We start from the raw sequence: 26,228 nt of genomic DNA on the forward strand, positions 1-26,228 counted from the left end.
CAATTATTAGTAACTGGTCATAATTATAACGCATATAAAAGGAATGACGCAAGATGATTTAAAATTTATGCGGCTGAGGGTAGTGTTCTTTGAATATAGAAGTGAAGAATTTTATGGAATGAGGTTATTCTGTTTAGAGCTTTATCTATCGTACTTTGTTGAGCTTGTTCATTATTTTTCAAAGCACCTTGCATCATGTATGAGCGGTGTTCTTCCCTTTTGGAGCACTTTTCACCCGCTTAGGAGCGCATTCCCCTATTTCGGAGCTGTTCCTAAATACTTTACATTACCAAACATAAAATACTAAATCTCATATTTGTTGTGACAAAATCGCCATGTTTCACATAAATGGTTCATTTTTTTTTGATTTATGTTATGATATGATAATGAATATGAGTAAAACCTTATGATGAAAAAAGTTCGGTTGAGGTGAAATTAATGCAATATATCGTAACGTTCATATGGTCATTCCTACTAGTTTCTATGTTAAACTACGTAGTCAGCTCTGTACTTGGTGTACCATTTGATTTCAAAACTGGAGCAATCGTTTCTGTTGTATTCTCCATCCTTATCTTTATTATTGGAGCAATCATTCCAAACGACCCTACACCAGAAGCTGCAGACCATCATTAATTCAGCTAGAAAAAACCTGTTCAGCTTCATGCCGAACAGGTTTTTTCTGTTATTTTTCCACAACACATTGACCCTCATGCATTTTCACATGCAACGTCTCCCCTGGTAAAACTTCTCCGCGTAATAGTTCTCTAGCAACGGCTGTTTCGATATGTCGCTGTACAAAGCGTTTTAGTGGTCTTGCTCCAAATTGGGCATCTGCCCCTTGCTCTACTACCCAATCAATGACTTCTTGCTCGACAGATAAAGTAATTTCTTGCTCTGCGACACGTTTAATCAATTGCTCCACATACTTCCAGGCAATCGCAGTAAAATGTTTAGTAGATAATGCATGGAAGAAGATGATATCATCCATTCTGTTTAATAGCTCAGGTTTAAAATGTTGTCGTAGGGCTGACATGACTAAGTCCTCCACAGCCGCATCATTTTCCTTTGCCTCCATTAAATAACTTGATCCGATATTCGAAGTTAAAATGACTACTGTATTTGTAAAATTCACCATTCGTCCCTGACTATCTGTAATGCGCCCATCATCTAAAATTTGCAATAAAATGTTCGCCACATCAGGATGAGCTTTTTCAATCTCGTCTAGTAGCACCACAGAATAAGGATTTCGGCGAACTGCTTCCGTTAGTTGTCCACCTTCCTCATAGCCCACATAGCCTGGAGGAGCCCCAACAAGTCGAGACACACTATGTTTCTCCATGTATTCACTCATATCAATACGAATAAAGTGATCTTCTGAATCAAATAACTGTGCTGCAAGTGCCTTGGCAAGTTCTGTTTTACCCACACCAGTTGGACCTAAAAATAAAAAGCTACCAATAGGTCGGTGTGGATCTTTGATACCTGCACGTGCACGCCATACCGCTTCTGTCACTAATTGAACTGCTGTATCTTGTCCAACCACACGTTCATGTAATGTATCCTTTAAACGTAATAGTTTTTCACGCTCACCCTCTACTAATTTTGTTACAGGGATTCCTGTCCAACGTGAAACAATTGCTGCGATTTCATCTGCTGTTACCTCTTCACGTAAAATACGAGATTCTGCACCGTTCTCTAATTCCTTTTCAAGTACCTGAATGTCTTTTTCAAGTGTTGGAATTTTACCATGACGTAATTCAGCAGCTTTATTTAAATCATATTTACTTTCTGCCTCATCTAGATCACGACGATATTTATCCAATGTTTCACGTTTTTTCTGAATATCGTGTAGTTTTTCTTTTTCTGCTTCCCATTGTTGTCGCATGCCCTTAGATGACTCTTTTAACTTAGTTAATTCTTCGCGTAATTGCTCCAGACGTTTTTTACTTGCCTCGTCCTTTTCCTTACGCAATGCCTGTTCCTCAATTTCAAGCTGCATAATACGACGTGTGACTGCGTCTAATTCCTGTGGCATTGAATCAATTTCTGTACGAATCATTGCACAAGCCTCATCAATTAAATCAATGGCCTTATCAGGTAAAAATCGTTCTGTAATATAGCGATTGGATAGTTCTGCTGCCGCAACAATTGCTCTGTCATGAATACGTACTGCGTGATGTAATTCAAAGCGTTCCTTTAAACCACGTAAAATGGATACCGTATCCTCTATAGATGGCTCACGCACTAGTACTTGCTGGAATCGACGTTCTAAGGCAGGATCCTTTTCAATGTACATACGATATTCGTCTAAGGTAGTAGCACCAATACAGTGTAATTCACCACGTGCTAGCATAGGTTTTAGCATATTTCCTGCATCCATAGCGCCATCTGTTTTTCCTGCACCTACGATCGTATGAATTTCATCAATAAATAGAATGATTTGTCCTTCTGATTCTTTTACTTCTTTTAGCACACCTTTTAAGCGTTCTTCAAATTGTCCACGATAACTTGCACCAGCGATTAACGCACTCATATCCAGTTCATATAGCACACATTCTTTCAAGCCTTCTGGTACATCACCTTTAACAATACGCTGTGCTAAACCTTCCACAATTGCCGTTTTACCAACTCCTGGTTCACCGATTAATACAGGATTATTTTTTGTTTTACGTGTTAGAATACGAATTACATTTCGAATTTCTTCATCACGCCCGATAACAGGATCCATCTTGCCGTTTTTTACTTCTTCAATTAAATTGCGCCCAAATTGTTCTAATGGTTTTTTATTGTCTGTTTGTTGAAATTGCATAGCTAGCACTCCTTTTTTTCATATTTCTCATTATTTATATACCCATTCTTATTCATTAAAAAAGTTTGACCTTTTTTGACTAACTTTATTTTACATCACTCGACAATGCTTAGCAAAGAAATCGTCCTAAAATTTTTTCACTTATTATGGAAGTTTACGTTATAATAATGGTATGTTTCTATGTTTTAGTATCGAAATCCACTATCCTTTTGTAATAATCGCCATTTATTACAAAAAGAAAGCGATGTGTTGGAGATATGGTTTTAATGGATAATATGTTTGAAAAAATTAAAGAACTTTTTCAAAACCACGGTGTTTTTATCAAAGTGAATAAAGGAAATAAAATTTTTCTAGAGGGTGAACGGGCAAAAGAAATTTATTACATCCAATCAGGTGTTATTTCGATTAGCCAAGAATCCGAGACGGGTAAGGAATTAACCATTCGTATTTGTGGCCCTGACAGCATAATAGGAGAAGGTTCGTTATTTTGTAATCTCGTCTATAATTCAATGACTGCCAAAGTTTTAGAACCCTCTACGTTGTATGTTTTGAGTCGTAAATCTTTGGAGCATTTACTAGAAGAGCAGCCGACAGTTATGGTGGAATACATGAAGTGGCTACAAACAGAAAACTTAAAGCATCAGAGTCGTTTGCGCGATTTAGTGTTAAACGGTAAAAAAGGTGCTCTATTTTCAACGCTCATTCGGCTGTCCAATACGTATGGTAAACCTGTAGAAAATGACTCGATTTTTATTGATTTTCAGCTAACAAATACAGAAATTGCAAATCTGTGTGCGACAAGTCGGGAAATGATTAATCGTATGCTGAATGATTTAAAAAAACATGAGATTATCACTTTTGATAAAGGATTTATTACCATTCATGATTTACAATTTTTAAAAAATGAAATTGCCTGTGAAAATTGTCCATTACAAATATGCCGTATCGATTAGTTTCGTTACAAGCAAAAACCCTGCTTATTGAAAAATAAGCAGGGTTTTAAATAATCCATTTTAACGTACGCCCAATGCCATTTTGGCATAGCGTGACATTTTATCTTTCGACCAAGGCGGATTCCATACAATATTAACATTTGTACTTTTCACTTCTGGAAGTTCACCTAACGCCGTATTCACTTGATCCACAATGACTGGACCAAGTGGACAGCCCATAGATGTTAGTGTCATCGTAACAGTTGCAACACCTTCATCATCTAATTCCACATCATATACTAAACCTAAGTTGACAATATCAATGCCAAGCTCAGGATCAATTACGTTTTCTAAAGCACCTAACATGCTATCTTTCATATCCTGATCCATTCGTATTTCTCCTTCCATCATAGTGTTAACCTTATCATAGCAGATGCACCCTGTTATGCCAAATGCTGTGCAAGCCATGCTGTAGCTGCTAGCATACCGTCACGTGGTACAGCATGTCCAGCCCTTTTGTTAACCATGAACTTTAAATATTCAGGGTTTGCTTCATAGTATTCCCGTAATGTTTCATAAAATTTATACGTTTCGTGAAAAGGAACTGTTTTATCTAATTCTCCATGCCAAAAGAATACAGGGCGACCCGCGAATTTTTCTGGTGTTAAACTGACATCATATTTAGCAAGGGCTTCATTAATTTTTTCTACGTCTTCCTCTGACATCGGCCAGTTAACTCCGCTTTTAGCAAATTGTTGCAATTGGTATTCACCCAATTTTATAAAACCAGGTGCACCCATGCATATTGCAGCTGTTTGTATCCAATCATAAAGTTTCAGACAGCCTGATGTCACGATGCCACCCATTGAAGTGCCTCCTATGCCAATTTTATGACTAGCTAATAAATTTTTATTCTTTAATTCATCATATAATTGTTGAACTTCATGAATAGAATTTAAAACAATGTCCCAAAAATTTAAATTCATTTGCATTTCTGTTAGGCCTTCGCTACGCTCACCATGAAATTTTGCATCTGGCAATAGGACACGCACCCCTTTATGCACCAATTGGTATGCATAGTGTAAGTTATGTTCTTTTGCACTCATAAAACCATGCAAAAAAATGACTACCGGGGTTTCTTCATTCATATTGTCTGTATGTATATGTAATAAAGGAATATTTCCCCACACTTCTTTTTCTACAAACATTATTGTCACTCCCAACTATTCTCTCATCTTTATGTTAGCAAACTTTTTTCACTGTGACAAAATTTTGACGAATGTAAGACAAAGAGATACTATTCAAACTATAGGAAAGGGGCAACGAGCTATGAAACCGCATTTAATCGTATTAGACTTAGATGGAACTTTATTAACAGATCAACAGCAAATTTCTGCAAAAACGAAAAAAACATTATTGCAGGCTAAGGAACAAGGGCATCAAGTGATGATTGCGACGGGACGTCCATACCGTGCAAGCGATCTTTATTATCATGAACTTGGGCTCACTACACCCATTGTTAATTTTAATGGCGCATATGTGCATCATCCTAAAAATGTCTCTTGGCAACATATGCACACACCAATTGATTTAAGTGTCGTACATGATGTCGTTGATTCTATTAACAGTTATGAATACGAAAATATTATCGCTGAGGTAAAAGATGATATTTATGTCCACACAGAAGACGATCGTATTTTAAATATTTTTAATATGGGTAATCCAAAAATTACACTTGGGGATTTATACACACACCTCCTGGATAATCCCACAAGTTTATTAATTCAGGCAAATGAAGCGAATTCAGTTATTATACGTGATCATTTGCAGGCTGTGCACGCAGAAGTCATTGAACATCGTCGATGGGGCGCGCCACTTCATATTATTGAAATTGTGCGTCGCGGCTTAAATAAAGCTGTGGGTATTGCACATGTGGCAAAAGATTTAGGTATTCCTCGTGAGCGCATCATCGCATTTGGTGATGAAGACAATGATTTAGAAATGATCGAATATGCTGGACTTGGTGTAGCGATGGGGAACGGTATTTCAAGTCTTAAAAACATTGCCAATGAAATTACGACAACGAATAATGATGATGGAATTGCAAAAATACTCATTGAACGCTTGAAATTATCATAGTTAAGTAGTAAGTTCAAGTTAACATTCCATTTTTACCAGTTTAACTTTATTCAGTGGTACCCCTTCCATTTATCTAAAGTGAGTATCTACTGAATAAAGTTAAAAAGCAAAAGTAAGTTGAAATTAGGGGGACAAGAGAATGAAGATTTTTACGGATAGTGGATGTGATCTACCAAAATCTTACTATGAAGAAAATGATGTCGTGCTACTCCCTTTACGAGTGCAATTGAACAACAAAGAATATGAAGATGTGATTTCAATTGATTCCAAAGAGATCTATGATGCAATACGCCAAGGTGCTCAGCCAAAAACATCACAAGTGTCACCTGAGCTCTTTTTGAAGCATTTTGAGGAGCTAGCTAAAAATGATGAAGAAGGTATTTATATCGCGTTTTCATCAGAATTATCAGGCACATATAGCACTGCTCAAATGATTCGCAATCAGGTACTTGAGCAGTATCCTTCCTTAAAACTAGTCATTATCGACTCTAAATGCGCATCACTAGGACATGGCCTTGTCGTTGAAGAAGCTGTACGACTGCGAAATATAGGAGTATCCTTAGAAGACATGGCCTCTAAAATAAACACCCTTGCACCTCAGGTCGAGCATTTATTTACTGTAGAAGACTTAGATTACCTTGCAAAAGGTGGTCGTGTATCAAAAGCTAGTGCATTTTTAGGTGGCCTTCTTAGTATTAAGCCTATTTTAAATGTAGAAGATGGCAAACTTGTACCGATTGAAAAGTCACGCGGTCGAAAAAAAGCACTTAATCGTATGTTAGATTTAATGCAGGAGCGTGGTGGCAGCTTTACAAATAAAATCGTAGGTATTAGCCATAGTGACGACGCTGCCTTTGCGAATGAAGCAAAAGCCTCTATCCAGGAGCGTTTTTCACCTCAAGCTGTGCAAATTACCATGATAGGTTCCGCGATCGGCTCACATGTCGGACCTGGGACTATTGCAATTTTCTTCACAAACAAAAGCTTTGAAGGCTAATAAAAAGCATGCTAGGATGGCTCCTGGCATGCTTTTTTGTCGTGTTATTATTATTGGACGTCTTGCTCCTGACGACGAACTTTCCCTCGTTTAATGATGATGACAACAAAGCCAATAAAGATCAACCATACTAAGCCAAGAGCCACCATATAAGGAGTGTTTAAGCCCTCATCATTGCGAACTTGATAAATTTCAACCATTTCTCGGTCTAAAATAACAGGATAGACTTCTTTTTCATTTATGCGAACTTTTTCCTCATGTAAAATACCGTTCAGCATTTTCCCTTCACCAAGTTGTTCAGGTGTTAAGTCGACGCGTTGTGTTTTACCAGTATTATTAACCATGATTACCCACTTTTCTTCGTCAGAAGAACGTGTAAAGACAAGAAGGCCATTTTCATTTGTAATGACTTCAAAATCACCATTACGTAAAGTAGCTGATTGATTACGTAAAGATTGAACATTTTTAATATAATCTATCAGTTCCTCGTCTGTTTTAAAGTTATAAAGCTGGTGTGTATCTGGTTTTGCTTCCCCATTCATAGCAATTTCTGTTCCGTATTGTACGACAGGAATTCCTGGTAGCATAAATAAAGCACCCATCGCCATTTTTAAGCGGGTAGGTGGGAACATATTTTCATTAGCAGAGTCAAATGTAAAACGATGGGTTTCAAGTGAATCCACCATAATTTGTGTCGGTTTTTCTCCTGTGAAGGGTTCCATTAATTTAGAAGAATCCATATCCACATTTTTAAATATATTACGATAGATATCTGCCGTTACAGGTGAGAAAGTTGCATCAAAGTCAGCATCGCTTTCTTCATTTGCTATCACATAAAGTGATGTTTTTGTCTCTTTTAATGCAGCTATTACTGCATTGATAAACGCTGTATCAGCCCCTGCGATATTTGTTAAACGAATGCCACCGATGTCATATGTAGAAACAAATTCAGTTACTGCTTGAATAAGTGCTTCTTGCACATCCTTATTCGATAAATCCCACTGTACTTGTCCATTATTGGTAGATGCAATCCAATCCGCTTTCGATGCATCCTTTGCCCACTCATGATTTGGACTCACATTTGTAAGTGGAAAATCCACCATAATGGACATATTTTTAGCTTTGTAGGCCTCTACAGTACTTTGGAATTCTTCCGTTGTTCCAAAATGACGTTCTATTGTAGTATAACTTGTGGGCATTGATCCATCATACTTCTCTGTAGAAAAAATAGGCCCAATGGAAACAATTGTATAGCCCATCTCACCGATAAATTTCAATTTATCCTGTAAACCTGTAAAATCGCCCCCTGCAAATTTCGAAGGGTCCTGCGTATTTGTATCAAAATCGTTTGTGCCCGAGCCATTAAAGAAACGGTCAACGAGTAAATCATAGATGCTTTCTTCTGCTATTGTTCTAGTCGCTGATTCATCCGCATGTGCTACTGGTATAGTACTTACTAATGAAGTTGCTAATAAAAGTGATGCAGCCGTCGCACTTATCCACTTCTTAAATTTCACTGTTATTCCCTCTCTTTCAAACCAATCAACGTCATTTTACCAAATAACTCTGTCACGTCGCTATCTTTTCCAAAGATTTTGCGTAAAAGCGAAATGAATTACGACAAAAAGGTGTCAATTCCGTCTTCCGTTTTCGTTTATAAAATAAAAGCCGTGAAGCAACTACTTCACGACTTTTAAATCATTATGCTAAGAAATCTTGACCCATTGGCAGTTTAAATCCTAGGAACAAAGTGATTAATAGGAATACTGCAAATAAAATCCAAAACATAGCTGTTGGTTTATTTTTCTTTTGACGCACTAAGACCATTTCCATCATGCCAATTACAAGTATGCCACCTAAGAACTTAAATCCGTAAAGCATACCTTTACCATAGTCCATTGCCTCGATAAATAATGCCCCACCTGTGATGATTATTAGTACATAAAACAGACGTAATGTCATATGTAAGCCTTTTGATTGCTTGCCCATTAGTGCCGCAATTAAAAAGATGACAATACCTACTACCCACGTAGTAATATGCAAATGCGTTTGGCTAGTTAAAAAACTCATGTTTGTCCCCCTCATTCTTTTTCTATCAAACTCTATCCTACCATGCGATGGAAAGGGTTTCAAATATTACAATAGTGTTCACATAATTTACATCATTTAAAACTTGGAATCCTTGCATTTCATAGTTTTTACATCTGTTACTATGCCTTAAAGCAGTAAAAAATCCGCGGAGTATAGACTCACGCGGATTGATATCATCATTATTCAAAATGGTTGACTAAAGTACCAATTCCTTGAATAGACACTTTTACTGTATCTCCAGCTTTTAAGAATTGTGGCGGGTTCATCCCTTTGCCAACACCAGCTGGCGTACCTGTTAAAATCACATCTCCTGGCTCTAATGTTACATGCTGAGATAGGATGGATACTAACGTTTCAACAGAGAACATCATATCTTTCGTAGAGCCATTTTGACGTACTTCATCATTGACCTTTGTGACTACTGTTAAGTCTTGTGGATTTGGGATCTCATCCTTTGTCACAAGGTATGGTCCAAGAGGGCAAGTACCGTCCAAGCTTTTACCCAAGAAGAATTGTTTATGTTTCTCTTGTAAATCACGAGCTGTTACATCATTGGCAATAGTATAACCAAATACATAATCAAACGCTAAGTTTTTAGGAATGTTTTTGCCACGTTTACCAATAACGATAGCTAGCTCACCTTCATAATCCATTTTTGAAGAAAGATCTGCATGTATGGAAATTGTTTGTCCATCTGCAGCAATTGCAGTTGGTGATTTTGTGAATACCATTAAATCCGTTGGTGCTGCCTCTGCACCCATTTCCTTTGCATGTTCATCATAGTTTTTACCAATACACATAATATTTTTAGGTGTACGTGGAATTGGTGAAAGCCATTCGATCTCTGTAAATTCACGTTTAAAACTATTAGCATTATCTGATTTTTCTGCTGCTTCTACTAATTTACGAATCTGTTCCACAAAATCAAAGCCTAAAGCAATGCCATCCACGATTGAACTTGAAAAAGAAGGGAGAACTTGAAGTTCACTTTGAATAGCGAGTACATCCCATACCGCTTCTTCTTTTTTTACTTTTGGTCCAAAGCTTACATGTCCACCTAATTTGAATGATAAAATTTTCATGATTGAAAGAGCTCCTTCTTTTTTCTACATAATACAACAATATGATAGAAATTACCTCATTTTTGCGACAACATTTTTATAAGTTGTTATATCTTCATAAAATATGCATGTGAAGAGGAATATATTAACGCACTTCTACTTTTTGCTTATATGTTAATTTACGCCATATTGTTTCTAACGGTCCTTGTTTCCACTTAGATAACCAGATTTCTGCTATGATCATTTGCACAACAATAATGCCGACAGCAATTAATACCCCTGTTTCTACACTTACTTTACCATACCAGCCAAAGCCAAATTGGTAGAATAAACAAGTACCTATAATAGATTGAAGAATATACATCGTTAATGACATGCGTCCGATTTTAGCAAAAGGACTAAGTAGTTTTGGCATTATTGGCACTAAGCAAAGTAACACAATGACCCCAATATAGCCCACCGATAGAACTGGGCCCCCTATGTATACCTTTAAATAATCTAGTAAATATGTTCTTGTAAACATAATAGATAAGCTTTTTATACCAATACCGATGACCAATCCAGCAATTGCAAACGTCAGCCAGAGCCACTTCAATTCTTTAGCCCGTTCTACTAAATGCCATTTAGAGGCAGCGGCCCCTATTAACATATACGGTAAAATCGTGAACAGTGCGACAAACCACATCTCGATGCCTGCCTGCGTTGATAAATCTGTTAAGCGTTGCAAAAAGGCATCTACCCAGTTTCCTGTCCCATAAGCCGTGATGGCCTTCTCTACTGAAACGATATCTAAGTAATCATCTACTTTTGTATTAAAATTTACAATCCCTACTACAAAGAGCATAAAAGCTTGCATCAAGCCATTAATAATCAAAGCACTCGCTAATAGCCAGATGGGACTCAATCGTAGTAAAAGCACTAAGAAAACGCCACAAAATGCATACATCATTAATATGTCGCCCCACCAAATTAGCACAGCATGGATAAAACCAAAAGCAAACAGAATGGACAGTCTACGAAGCCCCAGCGTATAAAAGTTTTGTTGACGACTTTGAGCCTTTTGCCACTGCATGGCTAGCCCATAACCAAATAGCATGGCAAAAAGCGGGTAAAAGCTGCCTTGCACATAAATATCTATATTTTTCTGCCAAACAATATCTGATGGGGTTGTAAACCATGATGCCAAATCAATATGCGGCATTGGCAAATAAAAGGTATACATATTTACAAGTAAGATACCTACTAAACTAATACCTCGTAAAATATCTAATGTCGCTATTCGTTCCTGCAACATTGTTGGTTTTAACTCCACAAAATAGCCTCCTCTTGACTAGCAGCTATGGTGAAAGCAGGGCAAGAAAAAACTTTGCCCCACTTTGCCCGTAACAAGTTCTTTATGCGTGTATGGTCTGTTCATTATCGAATAAAAATAATACTTTATCGTTCACCTTGATGTGTAAGATGGATTCAATGGCTTCGCTATAAACACGAAGCTGTACGGCATAACGACCTAGTATTTCCTTTGACAAGGCTGGCTCCTGCGCAAAATGAGATTGTATACGATCCGTTTTATAATCCAACAAGACCCAATTACCGTATTCATCCTCAAATAGGCAGTCAATGATCCCTTGCACAATTTGAGCATCACCATCTTCATCGATTCTACTAATTGTAAACGGCATTTCTCTACGTATCTGCCTTGCGCGTTGAAAGCGTTGCCCTATTTCTGTCTCAAAAAAACGATAAATTTTCGCTTGCGGAACTACTTTGCCCTCCGCCTCTGTTAAAAGCTGTCTTGCCACTAAATCCTCCACAAAGTCCCTTACAGCATCGATATGACTAAAGCCATATTGAGGAACATGCTGCATCACTGTGTGCACAGCTGTACCAATTTCAGCACCAGTTAGCTGTTGCTCCTGTAAAAAAGCGGGTCGAGGTGCAATGGACGAAGCCTTTTGCGTGATAGGAGAGGCAAAATAAAATTCAGGTTCCTCCTGGCGCTGTAAATTTTCTAATCGCTTTATTTCACTAACAGATGTTTTGGAGCGCTTTCTTGTAGATTTTTGATAGACATACTGCGCTTGAAAGCGGGTAGTGATTTCAGCCAGCAAGTCCTCATCCTCTTGCATCGCAAGCACTTGCTGTACTTCATCGCCCATCGCCTCTATCTCATATGAATAATGCTTTGTATCGATGGCTTGAACCCACCAATGTGATTGATCCTCCACTTCTTTATAAGATGTGCTTGCTACTACTGCAAAATCTGCATGTCTTGCTACTGCTGGGCCAACCCAGTCCAAATAGCTGTTAGCTCTTGCACGTAAATATTCTTGAAGCGGTGCATCCATTGGTAAACTTTGTGCGTCCTGCCAGTTGTCGCGTGTTTTCTCCCAGTTCTTCACTGAGCCTACTAAAATCAAACGCTCCTTCGCACGAGTCATCGCAACATATAAGACACGCATTTCTTCTGCACGCATCTCCAGTTCTTTTTTCTCCTTCAATGCTAAAAACGGTAACGATGTATAGGTGATACGATTTTCGGGATCAATGGCCTTAACAGCTAGTCCAAAATCTTGATCAAACAAATAGGGTTGATGAAAATCCATTTTATTAAACGGACGTCCCATTCCTGCCACAAAGACGACTGGATATTCTAACCCCTTGGAAGAGTGTATTGTCACCAGACGTACTACATCATCCTTTTCGCCAATTGATTTGGCCGTACCTAAATCATCGCCACGCGTACGCATACGATCAATAAAGCGTAAAAAACGGAATAGCCCACGAAATGCTGTTTTTTCATACATTAATGCACGATCATGTAATACGCGTAGATTTGCTTGACGCTGTTTGCCATTCGGCATTGCCCCAACCATTTCATAATAATGTGTATCTAAATAAATTTTCCAAATTAAATCTGATAATGATCCACGACGTGCTAAATCACGCCAATTTTCAAAGGCTAGCATAAAGCGTTGCAACTTCTCAAATGTAGTGGTTTGCACACCATGTCCTTCACTACGAATAAATTGTCGTAAAGCATCATAAAAAGGTACCTTTTGATCGGCTAAACGAATTTTCGCCAGCTCATTTTCCGTTAAACCAACAAACGGTGCGCGCAGTACAGAGGCTAAGGGGATATCCTGATAGGGATTATCGACTACCTTCAGGACATTTAACATAATCATTACTTCGAGTGCGTCAAAATAACCTTTAGATGATTTTGCATAGAGTGGAATCCCTGCCAGCTTAAATTCCTCTACTAAGTCTGTTGACCATGTCATCGAGCGCATTAAAATCACAATATCACTATACTTTAATGGTCGCTCTGTTTTTGTTTTCGTATCGTATACGGTTGTTCCATCTTCCATCATTTGACGTATACGATCGATAATAAATCGTGCCTCGTATTGTGATTTTTTTAATTCCTCTAGCTCCGTTGCCTCATTGCTTAGTTCTTCCAGTTCTTCTGGTGTTTCCTCTTCCTGTGGTGGATGCAATATGACCAGCTCAACAGGTATTTCTTTATCATCATAGGGCGCAGCAGGCTTAAGTGACGCATTGTCATCATACGAAATCTCACCGACACGCTCACCCATAATTTGTGCAAAAACATAGTTTGTAGCATTTAATACTTCTTTTCGACTTCGGAAGTTAGCGTTTAAATCAATTCGCATCCCCGTTACCTCAGGTGACTCCAAATATTCACTATATTTTTTCATAAAAAGCTTTGGCTCAGCTAATCGGAAACGGTATATACTTTGTTTAACATCCCCAACCATAAAAAGGTTGCCATCTTGTTCTTCACCCGTTTTAACAAACTGTAAGATGGTTTCCTGTAGCATATTGGTATCCTGATATTCATCCACAAGTACTTCTTTAAAACGCTTTTTCATATCTAGTGCAACCGGTGATGGATGAAGTGCACCATCTATCTCTACCGTTAAAATTTGAAGTGCATAATGCTCTAAATCTGAAAAGTCAATGATTCCCCGTTCTAACTTGGCTAGTCGAAATTGTTCACTAAATGTAGTGGTCAATTCAACTAGCGTAGTAATGGTCGGTGCCATTAACCTTATTTCCTCAAGTAGCCGTGCAGGCGTACGAACAAAATATGTCTCCTTGATTTTATTCATCATTTTTTTGGCTGCTTCTCGTTTTTTCTTCGCAAGCTCCTGTAGCTCTACATTAACCAGTGCATCCTTCGATACCCGCTTTAAGGTAGACCATTTAACCGTTGCAAAATAATCAAATAGCTCCTGCCATGTCCCACTTTGACTAATGCGTATCCCTTCCTGAATCATAGCAAAATCTACCTCTGCCGTTTCTGCATAGGGTGCAGGTCCATCTGGTTGTAATGTAATTGTGCGCATTTCAGAAATTAGCATAAACGCCTCTTCCAGGCTATGACGTACGGTTAATTTGACGTATTGAGATAGCTCTAAATCATCGATTGTCACTTCCTCAGCTAATTCATATGCTTTCGGCAGGCTCCAAAGCCATTTTTGAGGCTCTGCATGGACACGAGACGTATCATAAAGTTTACTAATCAGCGTTTCGATGGCTTGATCATCACGATCTGAGGTAAAGCTATCGACAAGACGATAGATAGCTTGTACGTGAGCCTCATCCTCAGCATCGTAGGCATCTTCTAAAACTTCTGCTAAAACATCATCTCGCAATAATGCGATTTCTGCTTCATTGGCAATACGGAAGCCTGGGTCTATATCAAGTAAGTAGGCATATTGCTTCACAATTGCTAAACAGAATGAATGTAGCGTAGAAATTTGTGCTTTATTAACAAGACTTAGCTGCCGTCTTAAATGATTAGATGTTGGATTTTCTGCTATCGCCTTTTCTAATGCCTCAGACATACGATGGCGCATTTCAGCGGCTGAGGCATTTGTAAAGGTCACTACCAATAGTTCATCTACATTGATCGGGTTTTCAGTAGCAATGACTTTTTCAATCATACGATTGATCAGAACCGCTGTTTTCCCCGACCCTGCTGCAGCCGAAACGAGTGTATCTTGACCGCTAGCATAAATGGCCTTCCACTGATCGTCTGTCCATGTGACATCTACTGGCTTAACAGGAATTGTTTGTACCATGCTATTCTATCTCCTTCCGAATTTTATCGACAATATCATTCGGCTTTGCTTGCATTAATTGACGATAGTTTTGTTTACCATCTGATGGATCAAATTGGCAAACCGCAGCAAATTGACAATAATCACATGCCGTTTTGGCTTTTAATTTATAGGGGCTAATGGCCGTATCACCAGATAAGATACCATTCCCTGCCTCCTGATGTTTACGACGAACAAAATGCTGCAACTTTTTCATATCATTGACAGGAACTATACGCGATTGTGACTCAGACGGTGTCCCATCTTTTTTCATATAGACAGGAATGATTTTTGAATGTCCGCTACTTTCTTCCAATTGCTCGTCCATCGATAAAATCGCTTCAGCATTTTCAGATAGCAAACCTTTCATTTTATACTGCTTTAAACGATCCTCTTCTATTTCACTGTCCGTCAAATCTTTATCCAGCTTCAGCATCGGATTATGGACATGGACATACAGTACCCCTGCTGGCTCTGCTTCACCTGATAGCCAGTATGAACTATTTTCCATTGCCACATCTAAATACGTTAGGACCTGTAAGGATAATCCGTAATAAACCTCATTTAAATCAAGGTCACGAGCTGAGGATTTATAGTCGACAATCCGCAAATAAGAGCGGTCATCTATCGTTGCACTATCCACTCTATCAATACGTCCACGCATAAACATTTTCTTACCACCAGTCAAATCAATCTCTAATGGTGGTAGCTGTTCATGTTGTCCAGGACCAAACGATGCCTCAATTGCAATTGGTTTGAAGTGTGATACATTTGCATGCTGTGTCAGTGCTGTCATTGTACGCTCAACAATTCGAATTAGCTTACGCTGAATATAGCGATAGCGGGCACTGGATAATAGGATTTGATGGGAAAAGACTGGAACAATTTGTTCTACTGCTTGACGTGCTAATTGTTTAATTTGCTTTGTTGTTAAACGAATCCAAGATAATTGCTGACGATGTGTTTCCTCTGTAATCCACTTTAATGCCTCATGGAATAAGTCACCCATTGCAAACGTTTCTAGCCGATACTCAGCTCGTTCTTCAAGACGTAGACCATACGTAGTGAAATGAGAAAAAGGACATCTGAAGTATTTCTCAATTCGCGACACACTGGATGTTAGCTTCTGACCATATAATTCCTGTGTAATATAGGTTTCAAGTGGCTCAGCCTCATTTTTATGGGTAATTGGATAAAGTACGCGGTCGAAAATGAGTGCCCAATACGGATCTTGTGAATAAAATCTTTGTAAAGCTAGCCATTCTGGCGCTAGTTCACGGCTATGTTCAGCTTGACGTAGCTGTACCATTAGATGTGCCAATGCAGTCCTTGGATGGCGTAAATATGGTAAAACATCCCCATCTAGTAATTCAATTGGATCGACTACCACTCGTTCTATCGAAACACCACTTAATAAGCCAGCCTTTTTGTCATTTCCTATTATTTTCTTAATATAAAGTGAGGCTAGAAGTGCCTTGCCTTCCTCATCCGCCGTAGGATAGGTCATATACAATTTGTTAGATGGCGTTGTAATAGCGCGATAGAACAAGAAATTTTCCTGTAATAAACGATTAGTAGAGGTAGGAGCAAGCTCATAGCCAATTTGACTAAACCATTCACGTTCGATATCTGACAACAAGCCCTCATACTCCATCCGAGTTGGATAAACACCATCATTCATTCCTATTACAAAAGCGACTTTGATATTGGATAAACGAGCTAAATCAACAGTAGCCACCATTACTTCATCAAGGGTTGGCGGAATTCTTGAAAATTCTAATGTATCAAAGCCTTCATCAAGAATTTTGGCTGCTTGCTCTACAGACATCTCCTGCTCTCCAAACATATAAACGAATTGGTCAAGAACAGCAATCCATTCATTCCAAGCTTGTTCATGTTCACTTGCAGCTAATGCGTCACCTCGCTCTAGCTCATGATCTTTCATGGCTTGCAGTTTATCATATACCTGTAATGACTCTATAAGTTCAAATAAAGCAGTCGCAATATCTCTGCCATTCTTGGCGCTATCAAGCTTGTCTTGTAAAAGTTTTAGAGGTTGGCGAATTTCATCTCGAATGGCCTCGATTTCTGCCTGCATTGCACGCTCTTCATCTGTTTGTACACGCGAATGGAATTCTAGACCTCGATATTTTTTATAAAACCAACGTGCCTCCTCAAACCATCGTTCACCATAGATGCCTTGTGCCAAGCAATAATTTTCTAATCGATCTGCTCGCTCACGCCAAATTGTTAGCTCCGCTTGTAATGGGAAAAACAAATCGGTTTTGACACTACGAAAAACTGGCTCATATTTCCAATTCGAGGTCATAACCTCCAAGGCTGAACGACTTAGCTCTATTAATGGATGATGTAGCATTGTCTTTTTTGTATTTGTAAAAATAGGAATTTCATATTGTTGGAAAATACTTGTAATAAGTGGATCATAGAGATCTGCTTGTCTATACAAAAGTACGATATCCTGATAGCGAAAACCGTCTTCTCTTGTCAGTTTTGTTATTTCCCGGGCAATCGCATGTATCTCTGCTCGACGATTTGATGCTTCAAGCACGGTTACATCTCCTGAAGTTTTTATCGTTTGGGGCTCCAAATCAGCAAACTTTGCCTCCACATGCTGTAAATCTTTAGAATGAAATCTTTGAGTCTTATAAAAATGTAATGGTAATTCAACATCAATGCCCTCTTCTTTTGCTATATCATGAAGACGTTGATTCGTTAACGCTGCTTCATGGAATAAAGCTTGTTCATCAAAGGCTTCATCCATATGATCAAAGGGAAGGACGACAGTTACTTGCTTCGTTACCTTTAACAATTCACGAACCAGTTCTAACTCTCGCACAGTGAAGGCGGTGAAACCATCAATATAGATGGTCGCTTGCTTCATCGTTTCTGCATACTTCAGTTGCTCCGTTAAAATCGGATAATAGCCCTCGCTGTCAACATAGGTCGTACCAAGTCGTTCCTCCAATGCCTGCAAAACGACATGTAAATCATTCGCTTTCGCCTGCAATGTATTAGGTGCATCTATTGCCTTTAACGATTCCGTTACCTCTGCCAAGACTGAGCTATTGACGCTATAGCGACTAAATTCTCTTAAAAGGGTTTCAATTTCCTCCGTAAAGCCACGTTTTCCTGCTGCTTGTCGAAATAAGGAAAACTCGCTTTTTTGTTCCTCCAAAAGTTTACGTATAAGCATTCGATACCCATAGCCATTCACTTCTTTACGAGCAATACCTCCTGTTTCCTGTAAAACCAACCATGCTAAACGTTTAAACGTCATCACCTGTGCTCGGATCAAGCCTTGTAAACCATGCTTATTTGTCAGCTCATATTCCGTAGAATAAGACATTTGGTCAGGCACTATAATGAAAATTGGATGTCCCAATGGATCTGTCTTTAATTGCTCAACAATTTCCTGATGAATAAATGCGGATTTTCCTGTTCCCGAACGTCCTGAAACAATACGCAATGTCATTTACTTTCCCCCTCCTCATTAACTTGCTGTTGCGGGTGTCTCTCTTTTAATGAAATAAAAATTTGTACTTTTATTTGAGCGATTCTTTCACTGAATTGATTACTTCTCATCTATTTTGGAGCGGCTTCTCCAGACTATTGATCGCTTCTCATCTATGGTGGAGCAGTTTTCCCAGCCTACTAAAAACAACATAAATCATCTATCTTAAATTCTATCGAAAAAAACTAGTAAATACTATCTATCAACCTTCACCTACCTATAAAAAGGTTTATTTATTACACAAAAAAGCAGCCTCTTCACATAATGAAAGAGGCTACAGTTTATTTACTTAACTGGCATGGTGGTCCTGCTTTTTCGTCAAATTTCGCGCTTGCTTTAAATCTCTTTCTACACGGGCATTCAAACGCTTCTCTATCAACTTCCCAACCCACCATAAAATAACAATGGCCACAGCTGCAATTATCAATCTCACTGGGCTTGTCAAGAGCGATTTTAAATCATAGCCCAATACACTCATACCTAAAATCATGACAAACTTTCCTGCAAGCAAAACGATTAAGTAAAATTTTTTATGGATATGTGACAATCCCGCTACAATATTGACAATCACAGATGGTGTAAAAGGGAAGCAGAGGAGGACAAAAAGAGGGCTGATGCCATTCATATCCACCCATTTAATAAGCTTCTGTACTTTTTTACTACCTGTTAAAAATTGTAATCTTGGATGTTTGCCAAAATGACGCACAAGTAAGAAAACCGCATAGGAGCCAGCTACAGAGCCCAGCCAAGATAATAGAAATCCTAGCCATAAGCCGAATGCACTGGCATTCGCCACAACGAATACGACTAATGGTAGGAATGGTAAAAACGCCTCTAAAAACGGGAGCAGTAAACCAATGATTGGGCCGAACGTTCGATACTGTGCCGCAACCTGTTCAATATTTTCTACAGTAAACCATTCATTCAATATCGACACCTCTATTTATACTGTAAAATTAAATGAAAAATTGTTAACCCTTCTGAAGTATTGCGATATTCATGGGGTTGATGCCCTGAGAATACTAGTGTATCCCCTTCATCTAGTAATTCATGCATGTCTCCAGCAGAAATAACTGCTTGTCCTTTAATAACCATTACAGTTTCCTCTACCCCTTCTGTATGGGCTTCACTCCTACTAACTGCCCCTGGCTCCATTTCAACCTTATAAAACTCCCAGCCTCGCTCTGGATTGTACGGAATTATGGAGTAAACACGATAGCGTCCCTCATCCTCATCTACATGCGGTACATCTTTACTGCTATAACGCATGTAATGGGCAGTTGGCGGCTGTAATAATGAAGAGAATGACATACGCATACCCGCTGCAATTTTCCAAATTGTTGAAACAGTCGGATTGGCCTCCCCTTTTTCGATTTGTGCAAGCTGTGCTTTACTGACACCTGTCGCTTTGGCCACATCATCGAGACTTAAATGACGTTGCTGTCTAATTTTCTTTAATTGAAATGCTAAATTTCGACTCATTTGTTCCATCTTTACTCACCAATTTCTATTGTTTATTTTATCAGACATATGTATACTTTAATAAACATCAAGAACTATCAAACAATTCCATCAATAGTATACATGGAAATTATCAAGAAAGGATGACCTATTTATGACAAGTACAACAGAGCTTCAACATGATGACACAACAAGCTCTTCCAATGACAGTTTTTTACAAGGCGTGAAAGATTGCGTGCCTACATTACTCGGTTATATTAGTATAGGACTTGCATTTGGGGTTGTAGGTTCCGCTTCAGGGTTATCTGTCCTTGAAATTGCGCTATTAACAATACTGATTTACGCAGGTTCTGCACAATTTATTTTTTGTGCACTTCTTTTAACAAGTAGCCCTGCCTCTGCTATCATTGTAACCATTTTCGTAGTGAATCTACGTCATTTATTAATGAGTTTAACATTAGCACCTCACTTTACGCGCTACTCCATGCTTAGAAATGTTGGCTTTGGTACATTATTAACGGATGAAACCTTTGGTGTAGCAGTCACAAAGCAAATGCAAACAGGTAAATTATATGGTAAATGGATGGATGGGTTAAATATAACAGCCTATATCTTCTGGATTCTTTCCTGTGTTACGGGTGCCTTTTTAGGACAGTGGGTAGCAAATCCTGAAAAATGGGGTTTAGATTTTGCCTTGGTTGCCATGTTTGTTGCACTTTTAGTTTTGCAATTGAGCAGTGTTGGTAAAAGTAAAATCATGCATTATATCAAGTTAATTGGCTATATGGCGGTTATTATGTACGGTCTTTCTTATGTAGTCCCTTCACATGTGGCTGTGCTACTGGCAACCGTGATTGTCGCAACAATTGGGGTGGTGACAGATAAATGACAACAACTTCTTATATGGTCTGGCTTATTATCGGCTGCGCACTTGTAACATGGCTACCGCGTGTCATTCCATTTATTTTTGTGCGTAGTGTAACACTACCTGATGTTGTGCTAAAATGGCTTAGTTTTATTCCTGTTTGTATATTAAGTGCTCTTGTCATTGAAAATTTAATAGATACTGAAAGCGGCAAAGTAGTGACACTTGATTGGCCAGTCTTTATTACATTTGTTCCTACTCTTATTATTGCCCTTGTCACAAAAAGCTTATCGATTACAGTAGTTGCAGGAGTAATCATTATGGCAGCAGTGCGATTTTTCATGTAAAAAGGTCAGTCCTATTGCCTGGACTGACCTTTCCTTATTTATTCATTTTACTTGCTAGCCAAAAGCCTACTGTTAATGAAAATGCATCGATAACGAAAATAATAGGTGGGGATGTATAGCCTGCATATACAGAGGCAGCAATAAGTGCAATGGCTAATAATAATGCAACATAGCGGTTATAGGTAATTCTAGTGAATAGTAATACCAATAAAGCTGGTATGAATAATGCTAGCATCATTTTCCCAAAAACGTCCATTATACTTCCCTCGGCTCAGCTAATAATAATCCAATACGGTAATGATCATTGCTATAAATCACATGTTGTGTTAAACGTAATTCATTGTTTCGGTCTAAAACCTCTAGACGACAATGAGCTGCATTTAATTGCAGTGCTTCATATAACTCATTTTCTGTAAAAATTGACACACCATTTACTTTGCGGATACATTCTCCTGCAAGTAAGCCCATCTTCTCAGCAGGTGAATCAGGAAGAACAGCTGCAATAATAGCACCCTTCGTACTTGGCGCAACTGCATAATGATCTGTTTTTTCCTGTTGCGCAAAGTAGATAGCAATTATAATGCGGATAATTACACCAACAGCAAGTGTAATGAAGCCAATCACTGGCTCAAAATACGCAGCCAATCCTCCTATTAAAATAAGCTGTCCTAGTAAAAAGACAGGTCGGCCAATTTTTGGATACATGTAAGCTGGTAATTCCTTTCTTGTCAGTTTAGTAAAGCCAATGACAAGTGGAAATAACACAAGTGCAAAGCTATTATGACCTATCGTAAACTGTGGCCAATATGGGAATATAGCCGAGATCGCATCACCAGGAATAACAAAGAAAATAGGTAATACCCATACATTTTTTGACCGATAGACAATTGCCTGCATACCCCGCTTCGTTTTCTCAATACAAGGTGTTGTAACCTTCATCGCCATACGTCGAATTAATAGCCCTTCTGCAATAACACAAAGGCCCGCAAGAATGGTAATTGTCACAATTGCGCCACTCTCTAAATGGACATCCTCTACTGAAATTTTCCACCAGGAAAATGACCAATTGTAATAGGACATACCCCATATGGCAAGTGTGGCAATCCCCATTGTCAAAATAGGCGACATTGCATTCATGACAAATAAGATAAGTGCTACTATAGAAACTGCCGTTAAAATGATTAAAAATTCCTTTGGGACAGTTAGACCTGCTCCAATACTAATGATAGAAATAATTAGTGCATAGAGCCACCCATCTTTCCATTGTCCGATTAGCTCCGTCCAGCCCCAAATAATACGTCTATTAAAATATTTACGCTCCTGTTTTACTCGACGATAACCTAAAATAATAGCAAATATTATGACTATATATAGTAATGGGTTGAGTAAAAAGCGGCCAATCGCTGTTACAATTTCTATTAATATCTCACTAACCATACGAACACCCGCCATTTCTATCTTGAATACTATGAATTTATTGTATCAAAGGACTACACGCTTGCGTAGTACAAACTCATAGAAAGCTTTGTATTATGGTATTTTTGTTCTGTCTGCGAGTTTTATTGGTCAATCGTATGCAGTAAAAAACTAGTGGCCATTTGGAATTGTTGGTCATTTTGACGATCGGCTTTAAAATCCTTTAACGTTTCGTTTAAACTATTAAAGAAAGTCGTGTCCATATAAAATTCATCTTCTGCTAGCTTTAATTTTTTCTGTTTACGATAAAGATTAACGGCCTCAGCAGTCGTTTCATCCATATAGCCATCTAAACGATCGATTTGATAGCCTAGTTTCTGCAAGGCGTTTTGTGAATAGGAAATCTCTTCACTCATATCACCCACTTTAAACTTACCTGTTAGTGGATGAAGTTGAAAAGCAAATAACTCATTTTGCTCAATCATTAAACTGGCTTCAATGCCCTGCCCATGAATCCATTCACGTTTTGGTGTTAGCCATTTATTGGTTGATAATTTAAGCTCGCCGCCATTGGAAAGCTCCCAAGATTCTTGTACAGTCCCTTTTCCAAAGCTCTTAACCCCAACAAGTGAAGCGCGTCCCCAGCCTTTTAAAGCTCCGCTCAATACTTCACTAGCAGATGCACTACCTTGATTTTGCAAAACAACAATTGGAATTTTATTCATCGTTTCTATATATTTTTCATCAAAGCCTTTTGTTTGCGTTTTTAATGGTTCCATAGCACCTTCCGCATTTTGCATATATGCAAATACTTTGCCATTGTCCAATACTGTGCTCAGTAGCGCTGCGACGCTATGTAAATAACCACCTGGATTATCCCGTACATCGATCACAATTCCTTCCACATCTTTACGAAGTAATTTACTCGTTTCTGCCACCCATTCATTGGCGGTTTTTTCACCGAATAATGAGATCACTACATAGCCAATAGCTGTATCTTCTACCTTCACTACCTCACTAGTTACCGTTTTATTGGAAATTGCTGCACGCTCCATCGTCATCTTAATATGCTTATCTTCACTTGGACGATAGACAACAATGGTTACTTTCGTTCCCTTTTCACCTTGAATTAAATGCATTAATTCACTCATCGTTTTCCCATCAATCCGTACCCCATCAACTTGTACAATTTCATCGAGTGAACGCATGCCTGCTTTCTCTGCTGGTGATGAGCGAACAGGTGACACAACAATAAACTTCCCTTTATTTTCGGTTAGTTCAATACCGATGCCTACTCGTTCCTCAGCTAGCATTTGCCGATGTTGCTCAGCCTCTTCCTTGGAGTAATACGTACTATAAGGATCTTTAATGGCATCAGCCATCCCACGAAGAGCCCCTTCCACTAATTCATCCTTTTTTGTACTGTATACTGATTTTTCTTCAATGATTGTCATAGCCTCACCAATAGTATCAACCTCCGTAACAGGCTCCTTTTTATCGCCAATATTAAACCAATCAAAGTAAATACCACTGCCCACCACCAAACTACTAAGTAGGACTCCGACACCGGCTGTTAATTTGCGCAAATCTTCCCTCCTCCGTCTCTTTTACTGTATGACTCTATTTTTTCAAACATACAAAATTACCTTTCAAATTTGTTAAGAGAGAATATTTCACTTTACACATGGATGTTGGCTGTTGATTCGCACGGATATACCTTGGTTCCCGCGAGTATTCACCTTGATTTCATGAAAAATAAAAAAATCCGCTTGTTTCCACTATAGAAAACGAGCAGATTTTTTATGAATCAATCTAGTGCATCTACATAATCATTTAACATATCCACGTCCATTGGTCCTCTGATGGCGCGTTGAATGAGGCCCTTGGAATCAATAAAATAAGTGGTTGGAATCGTGATGACTTGATAATTCAAGCCAGCTTCATTGTCAGGGTCCAATAAAATAGGGAACGTTAGCTCAAAGCTATCTCTAAATGTCATCACTGTGTCCACTTTGGCATCAGCGGTCACATCACGTTCGGCTTCTGTTAAATTGACCGCTATAATTTCAACGTTTTTCTCTTTTGCATACTCATCATAGAAGCTTTGCATATGAGGCATTTCCGCCTTACAAGGTGGGCACCATGTCGCCCAGAAATTTAAAACGACTTTTTTTCCACGAAGATCGCTTAACGTGATATCTTCCCCGTCTAAGCTTGTTAAGGTGAAATCAGGCGGTATATCCCCTTTGCTTAAGCCGGTTTCTAGCTCCTCCATATCCTTACCTAGGGCCGATTTATCAATAGCACGTTCTTCGTCAATTTGTTGTTTTACATATGTACCAATCATCGCAACCACTAATAGCACAACGATCAGCAGTCCAATATTTTTTTTCATTTCTTACCTCCCACATTGATTCGTTCATGCTGAATAGTTAAGCCCAAACAAAGTAGTATTACACTGACAGCCACAGCTGTTTGCCCTATACCAAGCGGCTGGAAGATAGCCACTATCAAATAGCTAATTGTATAGAGTATGAGAGCTTGTTTCACCGCTACTAATCTCCATAATATGACGAGCGTGACTACACTTAGCACAGCTAATGTTATAACTTCACTCGATATATTGTTGTCATTAAATAGCACAGCAAGCATTTGATAAATGGATTGCGTGAGAATAATAGCCCAGCTGCCAGCTATCATCTCCTGTTCCTCAAGCTGTAGACTCTGTCGCTTTCTCCATATTTGCAAAGATGCTACAATGACACCGAGAAGAACACCCATTGTTCCGCCATTAAAATAAAGCAATGTAATTGGATTGTTTACTACCGTTTTGAAATCTGTTACAAGTAAACTTAACTTCCAAACAATAATAAAGGTGAAAATGGCATCACTATATAGCTCAGACCACTTTTTAGAAAATTGTAAGCGCAAGATAAGCCACACAATAAAAAAAGTAATAAGTAAAGCGACTGCAGTAGCTGGTAAAGTTAATGTTCGGATTGAGTACCACTCTGTATTTATCAATTCAACGAATCCTCCTCCGAAAGCATAGCATAGAACCTTTTTAAAAAAAGACTATTTCACACTGTTTTAAGAAAATCTTCAGAAATAACAACAATAAAAATACCCCACTAAGTATATATTCATCATAACATTATTTAGAATCTTATAATAGCGATGAAACTTTCAATGGAATATTTCGTAAAATGAGAAAAGGGGAGGAATTATGCTTTCAAAGCGACTTATACTATGGATTGCTGCTATTTGTCTTAGTAATAGTGTTCTGATGCTGTACTCAGAGTATTGAACAAAGAATTTACTACAAGATTTTTTCTTAATAAAGATCTTCTAGAAATAGTAAATAAGATAACGATTTGGAAGTTGACAATGGTACCAATAAAAGCTTTGCATTCTCAATCGTGAAAATCCACGATTAGATGTTTGCGTTT

General features: G+C 38.4%; 22 protein-coding genes. 6 read left to right on the forward strand and 16 right to left on the reverse strand.

The window, feature by feature from the left end; translation table 11 throughout:
• The first annotated feature begins 438 nt into the window (after positions 1–438).
• Complete coding sequence (locus tag AAJG31_RS10025) at positions 439–633, forward strand: YjzD family protein (RefSeq protein WP_004227469.1); 195 nt, start codon at positions 439–441, stop codon at positions 631–633.
• Positions 634–682: 49 nt separating this feature from the next.
• On the opposite strand, the gene AAJG31_RS10030 is transcribed toward AAJG31_RS10025, so the two are convergent.
• Entirely contained in the window at positions 683–2,809 is a 2,127-nt protein-coding gene (locus AAJG31_RS10030) for an AAA family ATPase (RefSeq protein WP_259951052.1), read from the reverse strand.
• A 266-nt stretch (positions 2,810–3,075) separates the two neighbouring features.
• On the opposite strand from AAJG31_RS10030, the gene AAJG31_RS10035 reads away from it, so the two are divergent.
• Complete coding sequence (locus tag AAJG31_RS10035) at positions 3,076–3,762, forward strand: Crp/Fnr family transcriptional regulator (protein ID WP_048392033.1); 687 nt, start codon at positions 3,076–3,078, stop codon at positions 3,760–3,762.
• Between the two features lie 60 nt (positions 3,763–3,822).
• On the opposite strand, the gene AAJG31_RS10040 is transcribed toward AAJG31_RS10035, so the two are convergent.
• The gene (locus AAJG31_RS10040) at positions 3,823–4,131 is read right to left on the reverse strand and encodes a metal-sulfur cluster assembly factor (protein WP_004227477.1); all 309 of its coding nucleotides are present in this window, start codon (positions 4,129–4,131) and stop codon (positions 3,823–3,825) included.
• 53 nt (positions 4,132–4,184) lie between these two features.
• A complete protein-coding gene (locus tag AAJG31_RS10045) occupies positions 4,185–4,949 on the reverse strand; it encodes a prolyl oligopeptidase family serine peptidase (RefSeq protein WP_066036275.1) in 765 nt (254 codons plus the stop codon).
• Between the two features lie 121 nt (positions 4,950–5,070).
• Between AAJG31_RS10045 and AAJG31_RS10050 the strand changes: the two genes are divergently transcribed.
• Together AAJG31_RS10050 and AAJG31_RS10055 are read left to right on the forward strand one after the other, a co-directional pair.
• Complete coding sequence (locus tag AAJG31_RS10050) at positions 5,071–5,880, forward strand: Cof-type HAD-IIB family hydrolase (protein WP_066036276.1); 810 nt, start codon at positions 5,071–5,073, stop codon at positions 5,878–5,880.
• Positions 5,881–6,019: 139 nt separating this feature from the next.
• Positions 6,020–6,877: a DegV family protein gene (locus AAJG31_RS10055; RefSeq protein ID WP_036076685.1), complete on the forward strand. Its 858-nt coding sequence runs from the start codon at positions 6,020–6,022 to the stop codon at positions 6,875–6,877.
• Between the two features lie 50 nt (positions 6,878–6,927).
• Here AAJG31_RS10055 and AAJG31_RS10060 read toward each other — a convergent pair whose 3' ends face one another.
• The 8 genes from AAJG31_RS10060 to AAJG31_RS10095 form a co-directional block, all read right to left on the reverse strand.
• Positions 6,928–8,394 carry an alpha-amylase family glycosyl hydrolase gene (locus AAJG31_RS10060; protein WP_279493989.1) on the reverse strand — a complete coding sequence of 489 codons (1,467 nt, stop codon included), beginning with the start codon at positions 8,392–8,394 and terminating at the stop codon, positions 6,928–6,930.
• Between the two features lie 184 nt (positions 8,395–8,578).
• Positions 8,579–8,947: a YisL family protein gene (locus tag AAJG31_RS10065; protein WP_004227486.1), complete on the reverse strand. Its 369-nt coding sequence runs from the start codon at positions 8,945–8,947 to the stop codon at positions 8,579–8,581.
• Between the two features lie 200 nt (positions 8,948–9,147).
• The gene (locus AAJG31_RS10070) at positions 9,148–10,050 is read right to left on the reverse strand and encodes a fumarylacetoacetate hydrolase family protein (protein ID WP_048392038.1); all 903 of its coding nucleotides are present in this window, start codon (positions 10,048–10,050) and stop codon (positions 9,148–9,150) included.
• 124 nt (positions 10,051–10,174) lie between these two features.
• On the reverse strand, positions 10,175–11,341 hold the full coding sequence (locus AAJG31_RS10075; protein WP_048392039.1) for a DUF418 domain-containing protein: 1,167 nt from the start codon (positions 11,339–11,341) through the stop codon (positions 10,175–10,177).
• 82 nt (positions 11,342–11,423) lie between these two features.
• Positions 11,424–15,140 (reverse strand): helicase-exonuclease AddAB subunit AddA, encoded by a 3,717-nt coding sequence (addA, locus tag AAJG31_RS10080; protein ID WP_279493988.1) that lies wholly within the window; start codon positions 15,138–15,140, stop codon positions 11,424–11,426.
• Position 15,141: 1 nt separating this feature from the next.
• Positions 15,142–18,651 carry a helicase-exonuclease AddAB subunit AddB gene (gene addB, locus AAJG31_RS10085; RefSeq protein ID WP_279493986.1) on the reverse strand — a complete coding sequence of 1,170 codons (3,510 nt, stop codon included), beginning with the start codon at positions 18,649–18,651 and terminating at the stop codon, positions 15,142–15,144.
• Positions 18,652–18,979: 328 nt separating this feature from the next.
• A complete protein-coding gene (locus AAJG31_RS10090; RefSeq protein WP_004227497.1) occupies positions 18,980–19,618 on the reverse strand; it encodes a TVP38/TMEM64 family protein in 639 nt (212 codons plus the stop codon).
• Between the two features lie 11 nt (positions 19,619–19,629).
• Positions 19,630–20,181, reverse strand: coding sequence for an XRE family transcriptional regulator (locus AAJG31_RS10095; RefSeq protein ID WP_048392043.1), 552 nt, complete (start codon positions 20,179–20,181; stop codon positions 19,630–19,632).
• Positions 20,182–20,305: 124 nt separating this feature from the next.
• Here AAJG31_RS10095 and AAJG31_RS10100 point away from each other — a divergent pair, with 124 nt between their 5' ends.
• Entirely contained in the window at positions 20,306–21,040 is a 735-nt protein-coding gene (locus AAJG31_RS10100) for an AzlC family ABC transporter permease (RefSeq protein ID WP_048392044.1), read from the forward strand.
• Positions 21,037–21,363, forward strand: coding sequence for an AzlD domain-containing protein (locus AAJG31_RS10105; RefSeq protein WP_048392045.1), 327 nt, complete (start codon positions 21,037–21,039; stop codon positions 21,361–21,363). The genes AAJG31_RS10100 and AAJG31_RS10105 overlap by 4 nt, the downstream gene beginning before the upstream one ends.
• A gap of 34 nt (positions 21,364–21,397) precedes the next feature.
• On the opposite strand, the gene AAJG31_RS10110 is transcribed toward AAJG31_RS10105, so the two are convergent.
• The 5 genes from AAJG31_RS10110 to AAJG31_RS10130 form a co-directional block, all read right to left on the reverse strand.
• Positions 21,398–21,619, reverse strand: coding sequence for a DUF2198 family protein (locus AAJG31_RS10110; protein WP_004227503.1), 222 nt, complete (start codon positions 21,617–21,619; stop codon positions 21,398–21,400).
• A complete protein-coding gene (locus AAJG31_RS10115; RefSeq protein ID WP_066036282.1) occupies positions 21,619–22,800 on the reverse strand; it encodes a PDZ domain-containing protein in 1,182 nt (393 codons plus the stop codon). The genes AAJG31_RS10110 and AAJG31_RS10115 overlap by 1 nt, the downstream gene beginning before the upstream one ends.
• Positions 22,801–22,922: 122 nt before the next feature.
• A complete protein-coding gene (locus tag AAJG31_RS10120) occupies positions 22,923–24,365 on the reverse strand; it encodes a S41 family peptidase (protein WP_048392047.1) in 1,443 nt (480 codons plus the stop codon).
• 221 nt (positions 24,366–24,586) lie between these two features.
• Positions 24,587–25,174 carry a redoxin domain-containing protein gene (locus tag AAJG31_RS10125; RefSeq protein ID WP_048392048.1) on the reverse strand — a complete coding sequence of 196 codons (588 nt, stop codon included), beginning with the start codon at positions 25,172–25,174 and terminating at the stop codon, positions 24,587–24,589.
• Complete coding sequence (locus AAJG31_RS10130) at positions 25,171–25,803, reverse strand: hypothetical protein (protein WP_054549775.1); 633 nt, start codon at positions 25,801–25,803, stop codon at positions 25,171–25,173. Before AAJG31_RS10130 ends, AAJG31_RS10125 begins: the two co-directional genes overlap by 4 nt.
• Positions 25,804–26,228: the final 425 nt, after the last annotated feature.

Source organism: Lysinibacillus sp. BS3, from assembly GCF_039614735.1.
Taxonomy (GTDB): Bacteria; Bacillota; Bacilli; order Bacillales_A; family Planococcaceae; genus Lysinibacillus; species Lysinibacillus capsici.

Excerpts from the sequence above, each read along its gene's own strand:
- AAJG31_RS10030 (WP_259951052.1), bottom strand. The coding sequence starts at position 2,809 with ATGCAATTTCAACAAACAGACAATAAAAAACCATTAGAACAATTTGGG.
- AAJG31_RS10125 (WP_048392048.1), bottom strand. The coding sequence starts at position 25,174 with ATGAAAAAAAATATTGGACTGCTGATCGTTGTGCTATTAGTGGTTGCG.
- addB (WP_279493986.1), bottom strand. The coding sequence starts at position 18,651 with ATGACATTGCGTATTGTTTCAGGACGTTCGGGAACAGGAAAATCCGCA.
- AAJG31_RS10105 (WP_048392045.1), top strand. The coding sequence starts at position 21,037 with ATGACAACAACTTCTTATATGGTCTGGCTTATTATCGGCTGCGCACTT.
- AAJG31_RS10050 (WP_066036276.1), top strand. The coding sequence starts at position 5,071 with ATGAAACCGCATTTAATCGTATTAGACTTAGATGGAACTTTATTAACA.
- AAJG31_RS10040 (WP_004227477.1), bottom strand. The coding sequence starts at position 4,131 with ATGGATCAGGATATGAAAGATAGCATGTTAGGTGCTTTAGAAAACGTA.
- AAJG31_RS10110 (WP_004227503.1), bottom strand. The coding sequence starts at position 21,619 with ATGGACGTTTTTGGGAAAATGATGCTAGCATTATTCATACCAGCTTTA.
- AAJG31_RS10070 (WP_048392038.1), bottom strand. The coding sequence starts at position 10,050 with ATGAAAATTTTATCATTCAAATTAGGTGGACATGTAAGCTTTGGACCA.
- AAJG31_RS10095 (WP_048392043.1), bottom strand. The coding sequence starts at position 20,181 with ATGGAACAAATGAGTCGAAATTTAGCATTTCAATTAAAGAAAATTAGA.
- AAJG31_RS10115 (WP_066036282.1), bottom strand. The coding sequence starts at position 22,800 with ATGGTTAGTGAGATATTAATAGAAATTGTAACAGCGATTGGCCGCTTT.
- AAJG31_RS10025 (WP_004227469.1), top strand. The coding sequence starts at position 439 with ATGCAATATATCGTAACGTTCATATGGTCATTCCTACTAGTTTCTATG.
- AAJG31_RS10100 (WP_048392044.1), top strand. The coding sequence starts at position 20,306 with ATGACAAGTACAACAGAGCTTCAACATGATGACACAACAAGCTCTTCC.
- addA (WP_279493988.1), bottom strand. The coding sequence starts at position 15,140 with ATGGTACAAACAATTCCTGTTAAGCCAGTAGATGTCACATGGACAGAC.
- AAJG31_RS10045 (WP_066036275.1), bottom strand. The coding sequence starts at position 4,949 with ATGTTTGTAGAAAAAGAAGTGTGGGGAAATATTCCTTTATTACATATA.
- AAJG31_RS10035 (WP_048392033.1), top strand. The coding sequence starts at position 3,076 with ATGGATAATATGTTTGAAAAAATTAAAGAACTTTTTCAAAACCACGGT.
- AAJG31_RS10055 (WP_036076685.1), top strand. The coding sequence starts at position 6,020 with ATGAAGATTTTTACGGATAGTGGATGTGATCTACCAAAATCTTACTAT.
- AAJG31_RS10065 (WP_004227486.1), bottom strand. The coding sequence starts at position 8,947 with ATGAGTTTTTTAACTAGCCAAACGCATTTGCATATTACTACGTGGGTA.